Source organism: Vibrio aestuarianus (assembly GCF_012395185.1).
Taxonomy (GTDB): domain Bacteria; phylum Pseudomonadota; class Gammaproteobacteria; order Enterobacterales; family Vibrionaceae; genus Vibrio; species Vibrio aestuarianus.
Genome location: NZ_JAAZTU010000028.1, coordinates 1 through 19,045 on the forward strand (window position 1 = coordinate 1; position 19,045 = coordinate 19,045).

Here is a 19,045-nt window from a genome sequence, read left to right on the forward strand (position 1 = left end):
ATATTGTCTAACCAGACACGCAGCGGAGCGGTAGTTCAGTTGGTTAGAATACCGGCCTGTCACGCCGGGGGTCGCGGGTTCGAGTCCCGTCCGCTCCGCCACTTTATTAGAAACCTCAGCAGCAATGCTGGGGTTTTTTGCGTTTAGGGCATTAAGCTATACTCGTTACACTAGCCTCTCTTCTCTTTATTGCTACAGCGACAGAAGTGCATAGCACTAAAAAATGAGTATGAAAAAGCCGATACATAACATGATCGGCTTAGATAAAGAAATATTTGTTCTTTATTAACGGCTGGCTACTTTCTCTTGTAATGCACTTTTATCTTTTTCTGTAAGGAAAGCAAGCTCCAATCCGTTTATTTGAGCTTGGCGAATTTGAGTTTGAGAAAGACCGGCTTGAGGTGCTGCAACTTCATATTCATAAGGTAATTCAATGCCTTCAACTGCAGGGTCATCAGTATTGAGACAGGCAAGTACACCATGTTCAAGGAATTGCTTAATAGGATGAAGACTGAGTGAGTCAACTGTGCTGGTTTGGAAGTTGGATGTTAAGCATGACTCGATACCAATACGCTTTTCTACCAAATAATCCATGAGTCGTGGGTCGTGGATTGCTTTTACGCCATGCCCAATGCGCTCTGCGCCGAGCTCTTTAATGGCTTGCCACATACTTTCGGCACCTGCTGCTTCGCCAGCGTGTACAGTTACTTTCAGACCTGCATCTCTTACTTGCTTAAAGTGAGAGATAAAACGGTCTCCGGGTTGACCAAGTTCATCACCGGCGAGATCCACTGCAACGATGTTGTCTTTTTGCGTTAAAATAGCATTCAATTCTTGCTGGCACGCTTCTGTACCAAAAGTTCGACTCATAATACCGATGAGATTAGCTTGAATACCAAAATCTCGAACTCCTGCTCGAACGCCATCAACCACAGCTTCGACGACTCCTGCAAGTGGTAGGTTATGTTTCATTGCCATGTAATAAGGTGAGAAACGCAATTCTGCATAATCAATTTGTGCATTTAAAGCATCTTCAACGTTTTCGTAAGCAACACGGCGGCACGCATCAAGATCACCAAGTACAGCGACACCCCAATCGAGCTTAGATAGGAAGGCAACAAGTGATGGTTCGGCTTCGACAATTTGTACGTGTGGTGTTAATTGTTCAATGTTGTCTGCAGGAAGTTTTACATTGAATTGTTGGCCAAGTTCTAAGATGGTTTTGGTGCGAATATTACCGTCGAGGTGACGGTGTAAATCTGTAAGCGGCAGGTTTTTAGTTATCATTATTTTCTTTCCGAATGTTTTTATCTGGCACTAGTATAAAAATCAATATGATCAGTGTCAGTAGTAAAGCCGTTAAAATCGCTCTATTTCGTCGATTTTTGTTTCACGTTAACCATATCTGTTGGCCAATCTGCAAACGGAATGGCTTTGCTGAATAAAAAGCCCTGTCCATGCACGCATTCTAGTTGCTTGAGTAACTCTACTTGTTCATTAGTCTCAATACCCTCTGCGACTATTTCGACATTAAAACCGCGAGTCATGTTAATAATTGCAGCAACAACAGAGCTATCTGTGTTTTCTTGAGCTAACTGGGAAACAAATGCCCTATCAATTTTTAAGCAGTCAAAAGGGAGTTTGTGCAAATAAGCGAGAGAGCTATAACCTGTACCAAAGTCATCGATGGCAATATCAATCCCAAGTTGTTTGAGTGACTTCATGTTTTCGAGAATGACTGGATCGTTATCTACAATTCTAGATTCAGTTATCTCTAGCGTCAGGTTGCTTGGGGGAAGCTCTGTTTTTTCTAAGGTCTGCTCAAGTTGTTCGATAAAATCTGGTTGAGAAAGTTGGTTTACCGATAGATTTACATGGATCTTGAAAGTGCTATCCCATTTCCCCATCTGGATACCTTTCATGGTATCGAAACAAGACTTGTATAAAATTTGCTCACCAATTAAACCGATGAAGCCACTCTCTTCCGCAATTGGAATAAAGTCTAAAGGGGGGATAATCTCACCACTTGATGTTACCCAGCGTGCTAAAGCTTCTGCGCCTACAATCTTACCCGTAGCAAGCTCTACGATAGGTTGATAAAAGGGGATGTATTCTTGGTTCTCAATTGCCAGCTTAATTTGAGTCAGCATTTGCGTGCGTTTACGTGATTGTTCAGCCATTTCTGGTGAGTAATAGCTGATGTGTGTCAGTTCTAGTTTTGCATTGCTTAATGCGATACTACCGTTACGTAGACTGAGTGTCATATTCGCACTCTCATCACCGAGCACAACACCAATGGATACGTTGATCACTACTTGTTCACTGTACATCGCAACGGGGGCTGAAAACATTTGTAGAATGTTATTTGCCGCGCTTTGGGTTTCAGATCTTTGCTTTGCGGATGGTATGTAAATGGCAAACTCATCGCCACCAATACGTGCAATGTATGAGTTGTTAGCAAAAAGAGAGCGTAGTCTTTCTGCAATGATCACTAGTAATTTATCGCCTTGTTGATATCCCAGGCTGTCATTGATGTCTCTGAATTTATCTATACCAACGATAAGCAGGCTACCGTTGAGTTTATTTAAATGCTCACAGCTTTCTATTAAACCCTCTCGGCTATAAAGTTTAGTAAGAGAGTCATAGACCAATTGAGAACGAAGTGCTTTAAACGAGGCTTTTAAATTATTTGCCATTTCATTAAATGAATAAACCAATAAGCTTATCTCATAAATCTTTCCTGCCTTAGGCATCGCACTTTCCCAGTCTCCTTTTGCAAGTTGTTTAGCTGCAGAAGCTGTAGCAGTAATCGGTGTGGTTACATGATTAAATGCAATAAGCCCAATTCCAATGCCGATCAGACTGACGATGCATCCGATTATCCAGCTATTTTGCTGATTTTCTGGAAGTTTGCCTAATAGATCAGTTTCCGATATTGAGACCCCTATGAACCAATGAAGACCATATTGATCTTTAAATGGAGTGAGAAGGTTGAAGTAACGAATTCTATCGACGCTGGTTTCAAACTTACTGAATGAAGAGGGCAGCAACGTATTATGGGTATCGACATATTGAGCACTGGCTTGTATTACAGGGTTTGCATTTTCTATTGCAAATAGTCGTTCTCCTTGGGGGGATAAGTTAGTCCCCCATGAGACAACGGCGCTTGCGTTTGAGTGGGCAACAAGCCGTTTTTGCTGATCCATGATATATACATTGGCACGCGTCTGTTTTCTTAATGAATTAAGAAAGGTGTTGAAGGTGTTTATTTTTACATCGCTAACGACGACGCCGATAAATTGGCTACTATCAAAAACGGGAGCGAGAGCTGAGAGGGTGACTTCTTGGCGTTCGTCGACATTGGCATAAATAGAAGACCAGCCAGATGTGAGACTTTTGGCTACAGGGCTATACCACGGCCGGATTCGAGGATCATAATCAACAATGGTAGAGCGGATGTTTCTATTTATCGTGTCACCTTTATAGATGATTAAATTCTGTTGCGTTCTTTCATCTTGCAGCATGAGTGAGTATTCATGATCATTTTCTTTTCTAAAGCCAACAAACTCGGCTTGCTCTCCACCGAAACTGATGACATCAAGCTGCTCGATTGTCTTGTAAAGACTATCGAAACTGGTTAGCAGATATTGTTCAATTTTACTTGTGTTGCCTGGGGTATAGAGGTGGTTGAAGCCAATGCTATGACTGATAGCAAGACTCGCTTGAAACGGTTTGTCGAGAAAGTTGAGTAGATGTTGCTCAACGTTATTTGTTAAAGAAATAAGTTGTTTGCTACTAAGGTCATCCACGACACCTTCATAGTGATATTTTTGAACGCCAATGATCACACCAATGGTGAGCAGGAAGATCATAACAAACGGGAGAACAACGGCTGTTCTCAGCGTAATTTGGTTGATAAATGGCATGTCGTGTCTTTTCTTCCATAAAAAATTGAGAAAACACGCGAAGGAAGAGGGGGATTTAGCTTGCTGATTACAAGCTAATCACCAGCTTAAGTTATTAGTAAAGTTCTTTTAACTTCCTTGTCAGCGTGTTGCGTCCCCATCCTAGCACCTTTGCGGCATCTTGTTTATGCCCATTGGTATGATGGAGTGCTGCTTCTAAAAGTATACGTTCAAATTCAGGGAGTGCGTAAGAAAGTAGTTCAGTTTCTCCTGAAGCTAAGGATGACTTAGCCCAACTTGCAAGTTGTTGCTGCCAACTTATATCATTATCAAACTCGTTATTTTTCTTTTCTGATAATAACTCGGAAGGAAGATCACTGGGCAGAACCTCACTGCCACTTGCCATCACGGTTAGCCATCGACAAATATTTTCAAGTTGACGCACGTTACCTGGCCATTCTAATCGATTTAAAATCTCGACACTTTTGGGGTGTAAGGTCTTCATCTCTACACCTAGCTCTTTCGCTGCTAGGGCTAGGAAATGTTTTGTCAGCTTTTCAATATCTTGACGTCGTTCACGTAGTGCTGGGATATGAATTCGAATCACATTGAGGCGGTGAAATAAATCTTCGCGGAATTTGCCTTGATGAACGAGCTTTTCTAAATTTTGGTGAGTTGCAGCGACAATGCGTACGTCAACTTTGATCGCTGAATGTCCTCCAACCCGATAAAACTGACCGTCGGCGAGGACGCGTAATAAACGGGTCTGAATATCGAGTGGCATATCACCGATTTCATCTAGAAATAACGTTCCACCATTGGCTTGCTCGAAGCGGCCTTGGCGGACGCTATTCGCACCAGTGAATGCTCCTTTCTCATGGCCAAATAGCTCCGATTCAATAAGGTCTTTGGGGATTGCGGCCATATTCAGGGCTATAAACGGTTTTTGTGAACGAGGACTATGGCGATGAAGTGCATGCGCGACTAACTCTTTGCCGGTACCTGACTCACCATTAATGAGCACTGAAATAGACGAGCGAGATAAACGACCAATCGCACGAAACACCTCTTGCATTGATGGTGCTTCACCGATTATTTCTGGCGTGTCATCAATGCCAGCTTGCTGGGCTGATTGCTCTTTACGTTGCTCTTGACCGTGAGCGATCGCTCGTTCAACTAAGGTAAGTGTTTCATCTACATCGAATGGTTTAGGCAGATATTCAAAAGCGCCTTTTTGATAAGCATTAACGGCTGCGTCTAGGTCAGAATGCGCGGTCATAATAATAACGGGCAATTCCGGAGAGCGAGAGTGAACTTGATTGAGCAGTTCGATACCGTCAATGCCTGGCATTCGTATATCTGAAATGAGTACATCTGGCGTTTCTCTTTCTAGTGCCATCAATACACTTTCTGCATCCGAGAAGGTTTCACATTTTATATTGGCAGATGAAAGTGTTTTTTCCATTACCCAACGGATTGAACTATCGTCATCGACAACCCAAACGTATCCTTTACTCATAATTTTTATTCCTTAACAGCAAACCGAATCTCACAGTGGTGAAATGGGTAAATATATTGTAAATGTTGTTCTACCTGGCCAGCTTTCTACATCAATTTTTCCATTATGTTGGTCAATGAGATTTTGTGAGATTGAGAGACCTAAGCCTGTCCCGCCTTCTCGCCCGCTGACCATTGGGTAGAAGAGCGTGTCTTGCAATTCCAATGGAATACCTGGTCCGTTATCGGTGATCTCGATACGTGCGACCAATTTATGTCGCTGGCCATGAATATTAGCTTGGTGCACCGTTCTGGTGCGCAACGTTATTTTTCCATGTGGCTGGGATGTTAATATTTGAGCTGCATTGCTAACGATATTAAGCAAAGCCTGTTCGATTTGATCGGTATCCATCAAAATATCCGGCAGGCTTGGGTCATAATCTCGCTCTATTACTAAATTGGTGCTAGCTTCTAGCTCGACTAGCTGTCGAACTTTTTCCAAGATGACATGTAAGTTTTCAGACTGCTTTTTGCCAGGCCTTTGTGGGCCAAGCAAACGATCCACCAGCGCACGTAAGCGGTCTGCTTGCTCAATAATGATTTGGGTGTATTCAGTTAAACTCTGGTCAGGAAGCATTCTTTCTAGCAGTTGAGCCGCACCACGCAGTCCACCTAATGGGTTTTTAATTTCATGTGCTAAGCCTCTCACCAGTAACTTTGCAGCTTGTTGTTGTGCGTGTTGGTTGAGCTCTTGGGTTAGGCGACGTTGTTGCCCCACTTTTCGCATTTCGACCAATAGCATCAATTCACGTTGCCAAGAGATTGGACTTACAGTGACTTCAAGCATCAGCGGTTTACCATCAACGACAAACGTAACATCACTGTCAGTAATACTTTGACCACTTTGCAAAGGTTGAGATAGCAACGCTAAATCTAACGAAGCATGCTGGATTAATTTCGACAAAGGTTGGTTGATGATACGTTTGGCACTTTGGGAAAATAATTGTTCTGCTGCAGGGTTGGCGTAACGGACCGAAAGTGATTCATCTAGCATCAATGTCGCGGTGACCACATTGTTTAAAATGGTTTGGCTTAGCTCGTAATTCACGTTTTCATCCTTGTTCGTGTTCCAAAATAGTGCACCGCACAAACTTGGTGCATTATATGGCTAAGTATGGCGCATTGGTATCAGAAGAAAAAGTGAAACCTATTGTTATATCAAGCGTCTTGGTGAGAAGGTCATTGTTTCACAGTTGCTCGATGTAAATGCACCGTCACAATCGATGAAGATGCAATAACCTTGCCGTTTACAACTGATTGAATTAAAAAGCGATGACTGCCTCGGTCAATGTTTTTTAGCACCCAACGAGTTTGATTTGTTGGCGTGCTATAGGGCTTTTCATTAAGTAGTAGTTGTAATTGTTCTACGGCACTTAAACGGCGATTCAGCTCAACTTGAATCGTAATTTGCCCAGCGCTGTTATGAATATTTTCATTATTGTTTGGTGAAATAATGGTTATGGTAAGTGGCGCTAAAACTGGTGAGTATTTATCTTGCATGGTGTTGTTGAGCTGAGGTTGCTCGGCAGGTTCGAGTGCTTCAAAAGTAGGAGTTGTGGCTACAACATGAGCGTCGGCAATGACTATTTCTTCAGCTCGGTAGTTTAGTTGAGCATCATCACTTATGGGCTCATCACTAAAGTGGCGAATGTTATCGCCATCTACCCATGTGTACACATTTTGAGCGTTGCTAAGTGCTGCAATAAACACGCTGAGCGTAATGATGATGCTACGAATTAGGTTCACGATCTCTTCCTTCAAAAAGATGTTTTCACATTAGGTGAATAGCGGCGTATATGGCCGTTATCGCTATAACACTAATGCTAGCGTGTGCTTGCTTTTCTCCTAATATTAAAAAGGCCCGCCTGCGAGGCGAGCCTAATAAATCAGTAACCAGAGTTACATTTTACACTTGGGATAAGAACTATACAGAGTAGTACAATTCAAATTCTAGTGGGTGAACAGCCATATTCACACGTTCTACATCTTTTGATTTTAGCGTGATGTAAGAGTCGATGAAATCATCAGAGAATACGCCGCCAGCGGTTAAGAACTCACGGTCTTCGTCCAGTGCTTTCAGAGCCACTTCTAGTGATTCTGCTACTTTTGGAATCTCAGCTGCTTCTTCCGCAGGTAGGTCATACAAATCTTTATCCATTGCTTCACCTGGGTGGATCTTGTTCTTGATACCATCAAGACCAGCCATAAGAAGTGCGGCAAACGCTAGGTATGGGTTTGCTGCTGGATCTGGGAAGCGAGCTTCGATACGACGTGCTTTCGGGCTTGGTACCACAGGGATACGGATAGAAGCAGAGCGGTTACGAGCTGAGTAAGCGAGCATAACTGGCGCTTCAAACCCTGGAACAAGACGCTTGTACGAGTTCGTTGACGGGTTAGCAAATGCGTTGATAGCGCGCGCGTGCTTGATGATACCGCCAATGTAGTAAAGCGCTAGGTCAGATAGACCGCCGTATTTGTCACCAGCAAATAGGTTTACACCGTCTTTTGCTAGAGATTGGTGAACGTGCATACCGCTACCGTTGTCGCCAACAAGTGGTTTAGGCATGAAAGTCGCTGTTTTACCGAATGCGTGAGCAACGTTATGAACAACGTACTTATAGATTTGGATTTCATCTGCTTTAGTCGTTAGCGTGTTGAAGCGAGTTGCGATTTCGTTTTGACCCGCTGTCGCTACTTCATGGTGGTGTGCTTCAACAACTAAGCCCATCTCTTCCATGATCAAACACATCGCTGAGCGAATGTCTTGCGATGAGTCAACTGGCGCTACTGGGAAGTAACCACCTTTAACACCTGGACGGTGACCTTTGTTACCACCTTCGATGTCGGCACCAGTGTTCCATGCTGCTTCTACGTCATCAATTTTAAATGATGCACCAGACATGTCGTTGCTGTATTTCACGTCATCGAATAGGAAGAATTCAGGTTCTGGGCCAACAAGAACGGTGTCTGCTATGCCTGTAGAGCGCATGTAGTCTTCAGCGCGTTTAGCGATAGAGCGTGGGTCACGGTCGTAACCTTGCATTGTTGCAGGCTCTAGAATGTCACAACGGATGTTTAGCGTCGCATCTTCTGTGAATGGATCAAGAACTGCACTTGATGCGTCCGGCATCATTACCATGTCAGATTCATTAATGCCTTTCCAGCCAGCAACTGATGAACCATCGAACATCTTACCTTCTTCGAAGAAGTCTGCGTCGATTTGGTGAGCAGGAATTGAGATATGTTGCTCTTTACCTTTTGTATCGGTAAAGCGCAGGTCAATAAACTTAACTTCGTTTTCTTGGATAAGCGATAGAACGTTTTCTACTGACATCTTGGATAACCTCCAGTGTTATTAAAGCGGTAATAGCCCGAATCGATTGAAACTAGCATTGATTAATTTCATTTCAAACTTATTAATCGATGCTGTTTCCGTTAAAGCCAAATTCGTGCCAAAAAAATTAGTCCATTAATTTCAATTGGTTGCTTAATTTAGTGCCTAGTTTTAACAGATGATTGCACCATAATGATCTTTCTCTGCACTATATTGGTGCTTGGTTGTTTTCGCTGCACCATTATCAAACAAACTTGGACTATTCAGCCTAGATTTAAACATATTGTCAATGAGGATTTTGTTCCTTTTGATGCAATTTGTTTCAAATCAAGTTAAGGGCTAAACTGGTAGGGAGCGAAAATCAGCGTGATAGATCACATATTTCTAGGTTTTTCGCCAAAATCTGGTACATTATTGACCGTTTTTAAAATCAAGTTCTATGCTCGTTGCGGCAATGTCCCGAAGCGAGTTACTCCTTTAATAAGTGAAGCAAAATCCATGGCTACTCCACAGATTGATAAATTAAGAAATATCGCGATCATCGCACACGTCGACCACGGTAAAACAACCTTGGTTGATAAACTCCTGCAGCAGTCAGGTACGTTAGAGTCTCGCGGTGAAACGGAAGAGCGGGTCATGGACTCGAACGATATCGAGAAAGAGCGCGGTATTACTATTCTTGCGAAAAACACAGCAATCAACTGGAACGATTACCGCATCAACATCGTAGACACCCCTGGACACGCAGACTTCGGTGGTGAAGTTGAACGTATCATGTCTATGGTTGACTCTGTTTTGCTTATCGTTGACGCTGTTGATGGCCCAATGCCACAAACGCGTTTCGTAACACAAAAAGCATTCGCACATGGCTTGAAGCCAATTGTTGTTATCAACAAAATCGACCGTCCAGGTGCTCGTCCTGATTGGGTTATGGATCAAGTATTTGACCTATTCGATAACCTAGGTGCAACTGATGAACAGCTAGACTTTAAAGTCGTTTACGCTTCAGCACTAAACGGTTGGGCTACGCTAGAAGAAGGTGAGACTGGCGAAAACATGGAACCACTGTTCCAAGCGGTTGTTGACACAGTAGAAGCACCAAACGTAGACCTTGATGGTCCACTGCAAATGCAAGTGTCTCAGCTTGATTACAGCTCTTATGTTGGTGTTATCGGTGTTTGTCGTGTAACTCGTGGTTCTGTTAAAGCAAACCAACAAGTGACCATTATTGGTGCAGACGGCAAAAAACGTAACGGTAAAGTGGGTACGGTTTTAGGCTATCTTGGCCTTGAGCGTCATGAAGTTGAAAAAGCTAATGCTGGTGACATTATCGCTGTAACGGGTTTGGGCGAGCTTAAAATCTCGGACACTATCTGTGACCAAAACAATGTAGAAGCTATGGTTCCACTTTCTGTTGATGAACCAACAGTAACCATGACTTTCCAAGTAAACACTTCTCCTTTTGCAGGTAAAGAAGGTAAGTTCGTGACTTCACGTAACATTCTTGAGCGTCTGCAAAAAGAATTGGTACACAACGTTGCACTACGTGTTGAAGAAACTGACAACCCAGACCGTTTCCGTGTATCAGGTCGTGGTGAACTTCACCTTTCGATTCTGATCGAAAACATGCGTCGTGAAGGTTTTGAGTTAGCGGTATCTCGTCCTGAAGTTATCATCAAAGAAGAAGATGGTCAGAAAATGGAACCGTTTGAAACGGTAACCATTGACGTAATGGAAGAGCACCAAGGCGGCATTATGGAGAAAATTGGTTTACGTAAAGGTGAACTGAAAGATATGTCTCCAGATGGTAAAGGTCGCGTACGTCTAGACTTCGTGATGCCATCTCGTGGTTTGATTGGTTTCCAAACGGAATTCATGACGCTGACTTCAGGTTCTGGTTTGCTTTACCATACATTTGATCACTACGGTCCACACAAAGGCGGTAACATTGGTCAACGTAACAATGGTGTGCTTATCTCTAATGCGACCGGTAAAGCATTGACTTACGCACTGTTTAACCTACAAGAGCGTGGTCGTCTATTTACTGAGCACGCAGATGAAGTTTACGAAGGTCAAGTTATCGGTATTCATAACCGTTCTAACGACTTAACAGTTAACTGTCTGAAAGGTAAACAGCTAACTAACGTTCGTGCTTCTGGTACTGATGAAGCGCAAGTGCTTTCTCCGGCAATCAAGTACACGCTTGAGCAAGCTCTAGAGTTCATTGATGATGATGAACTAGTAGAAGTAACGCCAGAAAGCATTCGTATTCGTAAGCGTCACCTGACTGAAAACGATCGTAAACGTGCAAGTCGTGGCTAAGCTTAAGAGCTAAAACTGCGCTTCGTAGAGTAATATGAAAGGGTGAGAAATAACTTCTCGCCCTTTTTTGTATCTGTCGTTTTTATTTAAAGGAAGAAGATGAAACCGATTATTATTTCTGGTGGTCCTGGAGCTGGAAAAACCACAATCATTGAACAATTAAAACACCGAGGATATCTCACCTTTGCTGAAGGTTCTCGTACGCTGATTGAGCAGCAAAGCCAGCATAAAGATGGCATATTACCGTGGACTGACTTAGCGGCTTTTGCGCAGTTATGCTTACAATTGATGAGTGAACAGAAGCTGCAAGCGCAACAAAGTGGAAAGCAGTGTTTTTTGGATAGAGCGATTCCTGATATTTGCGCCTATCTAAAGCAAGGTGGTTTGGCAGTGCCTGATGAATATATTCAAGAGAGCCAAGGTTATCATCGATATGCTTTTTTCTGCCGTCCTGAAGCGTCAATTTACGTTCAGGATGCCGTGCGTCCTCATTCATTTTTAGAAGCGTTAGAGATTCATCATCAGCTACAAGAAACTTACCAAACGCTTGGATTTGAGGTGATTGAAGTGCCTTGGGGAAGCGTGATAGAGCGAGCCGACTTTATCGAAGCTAATACCAATCGTAGTGAATAGCTGGTCATTCTCGCTGGTTAAAACACTCGATAACGGCGTTAGAATTTTTGATGGTAGAATAACTACTGTTCGATAAATTCCGCCTTGTTATCAAGCATTTTTTTCTAAGCTATTTCTGATCACTTATTTACTGTGATTGGTATGAGATTCAGTCGGCGTAAGTGTCTTTTATTTAGCGTTGAGCTTGGTTAAAAACTTATCAGACTCAGCAATCGCAGTGTTCATTTGTTTGATCGCATAGCTGATATCTTGCTCTAAACTGATGAATTCACTTTGCATAGAACCTATCGCACTCGCATTCAAGTTGTGTTTTAAATACAACGTATTGTCTCTGAGCGTATTAAGTACTGGTGTCATTTTCTGTTCGGCGCGCTTCATGGCTGACAGCATGGTTTGATAAGACGCTTTTGTTTCTTTCAGCTTTTGTTGGCTTGCTCGTTTCAGTTTGCTGCTGGTATAAAGTTCTAGCTCAGATTGCCATTCATCAAATAGGGCATCAGATACATCTTCAATGGCAGCAATACGATTACTAACCTCTTGTGCGGCTTGTTCACTATCCTGGTATTTATCGTTGATCTGGTTATAAACTTCTTCAAGCTCACCGCCGTTGAAATTGGTCAGTACAGATAATGCCTCTAGAGCGCTAGTAAATTCTTGCTGAGCATCTTGTTGTGAGGTTTTAGCGTCTTCAACGCGATCAACCATAATATCTCGTTTGTGATAGCCAACTTGTTCCATCGCGGAATAGTAAGCCGATTGACAACCTGTTAACGTGAAGATGGAGACAAGTACGGCGAGCAAATAAGGCATCTTAATTTCCTTTCGATTAGAATGACTTTGATACGACGGAGTCTCAAAGTGTTGGTGGTATGAGTAAGCGGTTTATGGATAAGTCTAGTACAATGAATGAGTTGATAGGGAGATACAAGTTGAAATTTGATCAAGCCGTGAAAGCTGGGATCCAGTTTACACGTTATCTGCTGAACCGTATGGGCCATGACCGTGTTAACGTAAATGCGGGTTATTTAGCCTATATCACGTTACTATCGATTGTTCCGATGCTGACTGTTCTTCTGTCCATTCTCTCCTCATTTTCTATTTTCACCAATGTTGGTGTTGTGATTCAAGATTTCGTTATTACCCACTTTGTTCCTGCTGCGGGTGATGTGGTGCGTGAAGCATTAATCGAGTTTATTGCCAATACGGGCAAGATGACGGCAGTCGGTGGTGGCTTTTTATTTGTCGCCGCGTTAATGCTGATATCGAATATTGATAAGAATTTGAATTACATTTGGCGAGTAAAGAAGAAGCGTCGTATGGTGCTGTCTTTTTCAATGTACTGGATGGTGTTGACACTTGGTCCTATTTTGGTCGGTGCGAGTATTGCGGCTACGTCTTACATTACCTCTCTGAAAATCGTTGATAATGAAACCGTTACCGGAGCGTATAATTTACTACTACGTTGGCTACCTTTTATCTTGTCATTTTGCGCATTTGTCGGCCTTTACCTACTAGTTCCCAACAAGAAAGTGCATTTTTCCCATGCGCTTATTGGCGCTATTGTGGCTGCACTTTTATTTGAATTCAGCAAGAAAGGGTTTGCTGCATACATCACTCAATTTCCTTCGTATCAACTAATTTATGGCGCGCTAGCTGCGATTCCCATCTTGTTTGTCTGGGTGTATTTGTGTTGGATGATTGTGTTGGTTGGTGCTGAAGTGACAGCTGCTTTAGGTGAGAAAGAGCACTGGAGCAACAGCAAAGAAATGCTAAACTCATCGCCAGTTTCAAATCAAGAAGTGAAAGGAAGTCAAAGTGATAGCGTTGATCCAGAGAGTGAGTGAAGCCGCCGTTCGTGTTGATGGTCAAGTGGTTGGTGAAATAAACCAAGGTTTATTAGTCTTACTGGGTGTTGAAAAAGACGATGATGAAGCGAAAGCAAAGCGTCTAGTCGAACGAGTCACTAGCTACCGCGTTTTTGAAGACCAAGACGGAAAGATGAACTTAAACATCCAACAAGTGAACGGTCAGGTATTGGTGGTGTCTCAATTTACATTACCTGCTGATACGAAAAAGGGAACGCGAGCAGGATTTTCTAAAGGTGCTCATCCGGCAGACGCTGAACGTCTGTATGATTACTTCTCGGATCGATGTGAACAAGTCTTACCTACTCAGCGAGGCCGCTTTGCCGCGGATATGAAAGTATCACTGATCAATGATGGTCCAGTAACGTTCTGGCTTCAGGTTTAATAAAGGAATTAATGGTCGCTTCTTCAGTTTGGATATACCTTTCCCAGCTAGAAGCTACAGCGGTGTTGGTTATGTTTGTTTACCCCAAACACATAGTTTATCTATGCTGATGGGGGGAACTCGCTTGCCATCTATCTGTAACTTCAAGCTGTTCGGGTATCGTTCTTACTAGTAGGTTCGGCAATTTAGGGATAGCAATATGTTTAAACTGATTACGCCAATTACCGATAACCAACTCAATAAGTATTATCACTTTCGTTGGCAAATGTTGCGTGAACCATGGCATTTACCGATTGGCTCTGAACGAGATGAATATGATGGCATGAGTCACCACCGCATGATCGTCGATGGGCGTGGACGGCCGATTGCGATTGGTCGACTTTACATCACGCCTGACTGTGAAGGTCAAATTCGCTACATGGCGGTCAAAAGTAGTCGTCGTAGCAAAGGCATGGGTTCACTTGTGCTGGTGGCATTAGAGTCGCTTGCTCGCCAAGAGGGAGCGAAGCGTTTGGTGTGTAATGCGCGCGAAGATGCCATCGCCTTTTATGAAAGGAATGGCTTTGAAAGACGTGGATCGTTAACCGATGAGCGTGGCCCAGTGCGTCATCAGCAAATGGTTAAGCCGCTTGACCCTATGGCAAACGTATTACGCAAGCCAGAATGGTGTACGGAATTACAAGAGCGTTGGGCGACTCATATCCCCATTAGTGAAAAAATGGGTATTAAAGTTACTCAGTATACCGGTTACCAATTTGAATGTAGTGCCCAATTAAATCCCAACCTTAACCCGCATAACACCATGTTTGCCGGTTCGGCATTTACCTTGGCAACTCTTACCGGCTGGGGGATGGCGTGGTTATTGATGCGAGAGAGAAACCTAGACGGTGATATTGTTTTGGTTGATAGTCGAATTCGTTATCGTCACCCTGTAGTACATAATCCGGTGGCATTAACATCACTTGATGGGATCAGTGGTGATTTAGACCGATTAGCCAGCGGACGCAAAGCGCGTATTGTGGTGGATGTGACGATTGCTAGTGGTGATAAACCAGCAGTTGAGTTCGTTGGTACTTACATGCTTATCCCTAATTACCAAGAGCTGTTGGCAGAATTATCTGACTCTTGAGGGTCACATGAATAGTTCATTTGCTGCTTGTCGTGAATCAGTTCAAAGCGAGTTTCACGGCAAGTTTGCTTAACATCAACGTTAATCTGTGCATTTTTCATATCGAGTAAGTCAATATTACCAATGATGTTCAGTTGCATATCCTGCGTGGCTAGTTGAGTGGGTTCAATTTTGATGCGTCCTCGATCAGCGGTAATCGTCAGATCATCTAGGTTAAAAGGATGCTCTGTTCTTTGATCGTATTCATTGCTGGTCAGTAACGTTGCTTCGCGTAGGTTTGCTTTCAAACTACCCGTTAGGGAATGAGCTAGAGTCGAGTGATCACTCGCCAGACCTTGCAATTGCACTTCAAATTCACTAACCCCTTCGATGCTAAAAGGTAATGGTAGAGCATTATTGATAAGAGATAGAGGAAAACCATCAGCGTGAATTTCAGTTTGCCAAGGCTCGCTGATTGCGTTGAAGTCCCACTTAGCTATTGCATCGATATAACCTTTTTCTAAAGGAATAAACAGGCGATCTAAACTCCACTTTCCTTGATCGCTGTGCATTTCAATCACGCTTTGCGTGGCAAGTACACTGTCATAACTGGCGCTATTTGCTGTTATCTGCAACTCTCCTTGCCATAACCCAAAGCGTTTGTTGTCAATTAATGTCAGATCGTACCCCTCGATATTGACACCAGAAAGTTGCCAGTAAGGGGCTTTGGCAAGTTGTATAACCTGGCTGTTGCCGATATTTAGCTTTTCTATACTCATGTTTTCAATTGATGATAGCAACTGAGTGAACCAATCGAAGCCATGTGCCGTCTCATTGACCCATTTTAAACCGCGAACATTAAGCTGTTTTAATGACAGAGACGATGGAGTCATGCTCCCCGATAACTGAATATCACCCTGATACAGCTCAGCATTAAAGTCATTGATAATGAGTTGCCCTGGGCGCGTTTCGATACTAATACTGGGTTCAACCCACTGCTGACCGAACCAAGTCGCATCGTCTGCTCTAAGTGATACATAGCCTTGCTCTTGTTGCCAAAGTGAAGCGTGCGGATAGAGGTTTTCTAGTGAGATATCAACATTGCGTAAGTTCACATCACCCATAGTCAAATTGCTATTTAAGATATCCAGACTGTTGATATGGTCGATCTGGTTGGTTAAATACGCTTGGCTTATTTGAGTTAGTCGCTTACTTTCGTTGGCGCTTAGGTTGAGTTTATCAACCGTGACGTTGACCAGAGACCATCCTTGTGGATATTGTTCAGCTTGTCCTGAAATAGCCGCACCTTGCCAGGTAAATGAAAGCCCATAAACGGTGCTGTTATGTGGCTTGTAATCCATATCCAGCAGCACATTATTTAAAGCTTCACCTTGCCAGTAGAGTTGTTCGGCAGAAAATTGAATCTCTCCAAAAGGAATTGATGAGTGCTTATCTGACCAAGAGGGTTGCTTGATCTGCGTATTAACTCCACGTGCCACCCAACCTTGATGAGCGATATCGACATTATGCAGTGCTAATTGATGAAGATAGAGATAAGGAAGGCGCGGCAGGTTAGGAAGATCATGCTGCAAATTAAGACCATCAAGTAAGATACTATCAATTACCAGTTGGTTATCGTGGATCAGAGTGGCATTAAGCCAAATATCAGCCTGTGCAATAGGGATTGTCTGTTTATCTTGATGTATTACCAGGTGATGAAAGCGAAAATGTAAAGGGTATTGGTACTCGACCGATTCAAAGGTGATATTGCCCTTAGAAAGTCGCTCTACAACCAATTGGCTAACTGGCGTGGCATATTGGGTATGTAACAAAGCAAAACAGCCCAATAGCGCGGTCAGCACAAGAGCGATAACTGCAATCAGCAACGCCAATACCTTTTTCATGTTTTCCCTATCCTTAATCCCTTGTCGTGACAGAGTGAAACAAATTCTCTTTATCGGCAACAAAAAAAGCCCCTGTTAAAAGGGGCTTGTTACAAACTTATCAGTTTTAGTCGACTTGAGGGCCTGCTGCCACTAAAGATTGACCTTCTGCGTTATCGGTGTATTTCGCAAAGTTATTGATAAAGCGAGAAGCTAGATCGTGCGCCTTGCTTTCCCATTGTAATGGGTCAACGTAAGTGTCACGAGGGTCTAGAATACCAGTATCAACACCTGGAAGTGATGTTGGTACTTCTAAGTTGAAGATTGGAATATGCTTTGTCTCTGCATTTTCAATCGAACCATCTAGGATCGCATCAATAATACCGCGTGTATCTTGAATCGAAATACGTTTACCACTGCCATTCCAACCAGTGTTAACTAAGTAAGCTTCTGCACCTGACGCTTCCATACGTTTTACCAATACTTCAGCGTACTTGGTTGGATGTAGCGTTAAGAATGCGGCGCCAAAACAAGCAGAGAACGTCGGTGTTGGTTCAGTAATACCACGCTCAGTACCTGCAAGTTTAGCAGTAAAACCTGATAAGAAGTGATACTTGGTTTGTTCTGGTGTTAATTTGGATACCGGAGGGAGCACGCCAAATGCATCAGCCGATAGGAAGATCACTTTATTGGCGTGACCGCCTTTTGAAACTGGCTTAACGATATTGTCGATATGATGAATTGGGTAAGAAACACGAGTGTTTTCGGTTTTCGAACCATCATCAAAATCAATAGAGCCATCATTGCGCACTGTTACGTTTTCTAATAGGGCATCACGGCGAATCGCGTTGTAGATGTCTGGTTCAGCTTCTTTAGATAGTTTGATGGTTTTTGCGTAGCAACCACCTTCGAAGTTAAACACACCTTCGTCATCCCAACCATGTTCATCATCACCGATCAAAGCGCGTTTAGGATCAGTTGAAAGGGTGGTTTTACCTGTGCCAGATAAGCCGAAGAAAACAGCAACATCACCATCTTTACCCATGTTTGCAGAGCAGTGCATAGAAGCAATACCTTGTAGAGGCAAGAAGTAGTTCATCATTGCGAACATACCTTTTTTCATCTCGCCGCCATACCAAGTGCCGCCAATCAATTGCATTTTTTCAGTTAGGTTGAATACGGTAAAGTTTTCTGAGTTCAGACCTTGCTCTTGCCATTTTGAATTGGTGCATTTTGCGCCATTCATGACAACGAAATCAGGTTCAAAACTAACGAGTTCTTCTTCTGTTGGGCGGATGAACATGTTTTTAACAAAGTGTGCTTGCCATGCAACTTCGGTAATTACACGTACACTTAAACGCGTATCTGGGTTAGTTCCACAGTAACCATCAATCACAAAAAGTCGTTTTCCAGACAATTGTTGTGTGACGAGTTCTTTAAGCTCGTCCCAGACTTCTTGGGTAATGGGTTTGTTATCGTTTTTAACCGTGTCTGATGTCCACCACATATTTTCACGGGTGGTGTCATCTTTCACAATGAATTTATCTTTTGGTGAGCGGCCAGTAAAAATACCTGTATCGACAGCTACCGCGCCAAGCTCAGTGACGATGCCTTTTTCATAGCCTTCGAGTTCTGGGCGGGTCTCTTCTTCGAACAGTTGTTCATAACTTGGGTTGCGAAGAACTTCAGTTACGTTTTTTAATCCGTGTTGGGTTAGGTCTAATTGTGCAGCCTTTGTATGTTCCATAACGGTCATAGGTGCTCCTTATAAGGATTTTGTAGGGATTTTGTAATAATACTTGTAGTTTGTAATTGTTATCTGCTCACCATGCTAGCAACGAGACTGGGATAAAACAGGGACGCAGCTCAAAAATTGCCCACGACTGTTGTGTGGTTTTAGGTGTCCCGTCACATATTGGCCTAACTATTTTATCGCGCACGCAAACCTTTGCGCTAGATCAAAAAGATTAATACTTTTTGAAAATTAAGTATGGCGTACTGTCCCTTTGGTGTTTGATTTTATTGGCTTTTGATCACAAAAAAAGCCAGCTTG

14 protein-coding genes and 1 tRNA gene are annotated in these 19,045 nt (G+C 43.0%); 6 read left to right on the plus strand and 9 right to left on the minus strand.

The window, feature by feature from the left end; genetic code table 11:
- The first annotated feature begins 24 nt into the window (after nucleotides 1-24).
- Nucleotides 25-101, plus strand: a tRNA-Asp gene (locus HGG78_RS13460).
- Nucleotides 102-285: 184 nt separating this feature from the next.
- On the opposite strand, the gene add is transcribed toward HGG78_RS13460, so the two are convergent.
- The 6 genes from add to glnA form a co-directional block, all read right to left on the minus strand.
- On the minus strand, nucleotides 286-1,287 hold the full coding sequence (add, locus tag HGG78_RS13465; RefSeq protein ID WP_172533204.1) for an adenosine deaminase: 1,002 nt from the start codon (nucleotides 1,285-1,287) through the stop codon (nucleotides 286-288).
- Nucleotides 1,288-1,370: 83 nt separating this feature from the next.
- Nucleotides 1,371-3,926, minus strand: a complete 2,556-nt coding sequence (gepA, locus tag HGG78_RS13470) for a phosphodiesterase GepA (RefSeq protein WP_172533205.1) — start codon at nucleotides 3,924-3,926, stop codon at nucleotides 1,371-1,373.
- 94 nt (nucleotides 3,927-4,020) lie between these two features.
- The gene (glnG, locus tag HGG78_RS13475; protein WP_053312254.1) at nucleotides 4,021-5,424 is read right to left on the minus strand and encodes a nitrogen regulation protein NR(I); all 1,404 of its coding nucleotides are present in this window, start codon (nucleotides 5,422-5,424) and stop codon (nucleotides 4,021-4,023) included.
- 30 nt (nucleotides 5,425-5,454) lie between these two features.
- Entirely contained in the window at nucleotides 5,455-6,510 is a 1,056-nt protein-coding gene (gene glnL, locus HGG78_RS13480; RefSeq protein WP_053312253.1) for a nitrogen regulation protein NR(II), read from the minus strand.
- 131 nt (nucleotides 6,511-6,641) lie between these two features.
- Nucleotides 6,642-7,208 carry a DUF4124 domain-containing protein gene (locus HGG78_RS13485; RefSeq protein ID WP_172533206.1) on the minus strand — a complete coding sequence of 189 codons (567 nt, stop codon included), beginning with the start codon at nucleotides 7,206-7,208 and terminating at the stop codon, nucleotides 6,642-6,644.
- Nucleotides 7,209-7,386: 178 nt separating this feature from the next.
- Nucleotides 7,387-8,796: a glutamate--ammonia ligase gene (gene glnA / locus HGG78_RS13490; RefSeq protein WP_053312251.1), complete on the minus strand. Its 1,410-nt coding sequence runs from the start codon at nucleotides 8,794-8,796 to the stop codon at nucleotides 7,387-7,389.
- A 498-nt stretch (nucleotides 8,797-9,294) separates the two neighbouring features.
- On the opposite strand from glnA, the gene typA reads away from it, so the two are divergent.
- The gene (typA, locus tag HGG78_RS13495; protein WP_053312261.1) at nucleotides 9,295-11,118 is read left to right on the plus strand and encodes a translational GTPase TypA; all 1,824 of its coding nucleotides are present in this window, start codon (nucleotides 9,295-9,297) and stop codon (nucleotides 11,116-11,118) included.
- Between the two features lie 99 nt (nucleotides 11,119-11,217).
- Nucleotides 11,218-11,751 carry an AAA family ATPase gene (locus tag HGG78_RS13500; RefSeq protein WP_172533207.1) on the plus strand — a complete coding sequence of 178 codons (534 nt, stop codon included), beginning with the start codon at nucleotides 11,218-11,220 and terminating at the stop codon, nucleotides 11,749-11,751.
- Nucleotides 11,752-11,919: 168 nt separating this feature from the next.
- Here the strand turns inward: HGG78_RS13500 and HGG78_RS13505 are convergent, their stop codons facing one another.
- On the minus strand, nucleotides 11,920-12,561 hold the full coding sequence (locus HGG78_RS13505; RefSeq protein WP_168523692.1) for a DUF2959 domain-containing protein: 642 nt from the start codon (nucleotides 12,559-12,561) through the stop codon (nucleotides 11,920-11,922).
- 92 nt (nucleotides 12,562-12,653) lie between these two features.
- On the opposite strand from HGG78_RS13505, the gene HGG78_RS13510 reads away from it, so the two are divergent.
- The 3 genes from HGG78_RS13510 to HGG78_RS13520 all read left to right on the plus strand — a co-directional run bounded on the left by HGG78_RS13510 (nucleotide 12,654) and on the right by HGG78_RS13520 (nucleotide 15,130).
- A complete protein-coding gene (locus HGG78_RS13510; RefSeq protein WP_255091356.1) occupies nucleotides 12,654-13,595 on the plus strand; it encodes a virulence factor BrkB family protein in 942 nt (313 codons plus the stop codon).
- The gene (gene dtd / locus HGG78_RS13515) at nucleotides 13,567-14,001 is read left to right on the plus strand and encodes a D-aminoacyl-tRNA deacylase (RefSeq protein WP_172533209.1); all 435 of its coding nucleotides are present in this window, start codon (nucleotides 13,567-13,569) and stop codon (nucleotides 13,999-14,001) included. Before HGG78_RS13510 ends, dtd begins: the two co-directional genes overlap by 29 nt.
- A gap of 199 nt (nucleotides 14,002-14,200) precedes the next feature.
- On the plus strand, nucleotides 14,201-15,130 hold the full coding sequence (locus HGG78_RS13520) for a bifunctional GNAT family N-acetyltransferase/hotdog fold thioesterase (RefSeq protein ID WP_053312247.1): 930 nt from the start codon (nucleotides 14,201-14,203) through the stop codon (nucleotides 15,128-15,130).
- Here the strand turns inward: HGG78_RS13520 and HGG78_RS13525 are convergent.
- Together HGG78_RS13525 and pckA are read right to left on the minus strand one after the other, a co-directional pair.
- Nucleotides 15,094-17,013 (minus strand): AsmA family protein, encoded by a 1,920-nt coding sequence (locus HGG78_RS13525; protein ID WP_172533210.1) that lies wholly within the window; start codon nucleotides 17,011-17,013, stop codon nucleotides 15,094-15,096. The genes HGG78_RS13520 and HGG78_RS13525 overlap by 37 nt on opposite strands.
- 106 nt (nucleotides 17,014-17,119) lie before the next feature.
- On the minus strand, nucleotides 17,120-18,748 hold the full coding sequence (gene pckA / locus HGG78_RS13530) for a phosphoenolpyruvate carboxykinase (ATP) (RefSeq protein WP_172533211.1): 1,629 nt from the start codon (nucleotides 18,746-18,748) through the stop codon (nucleotides 17,120-17,122).
- Between the last annotated feature and the right edge of the window lie 297 nt (nucleotides 18,749-19,045).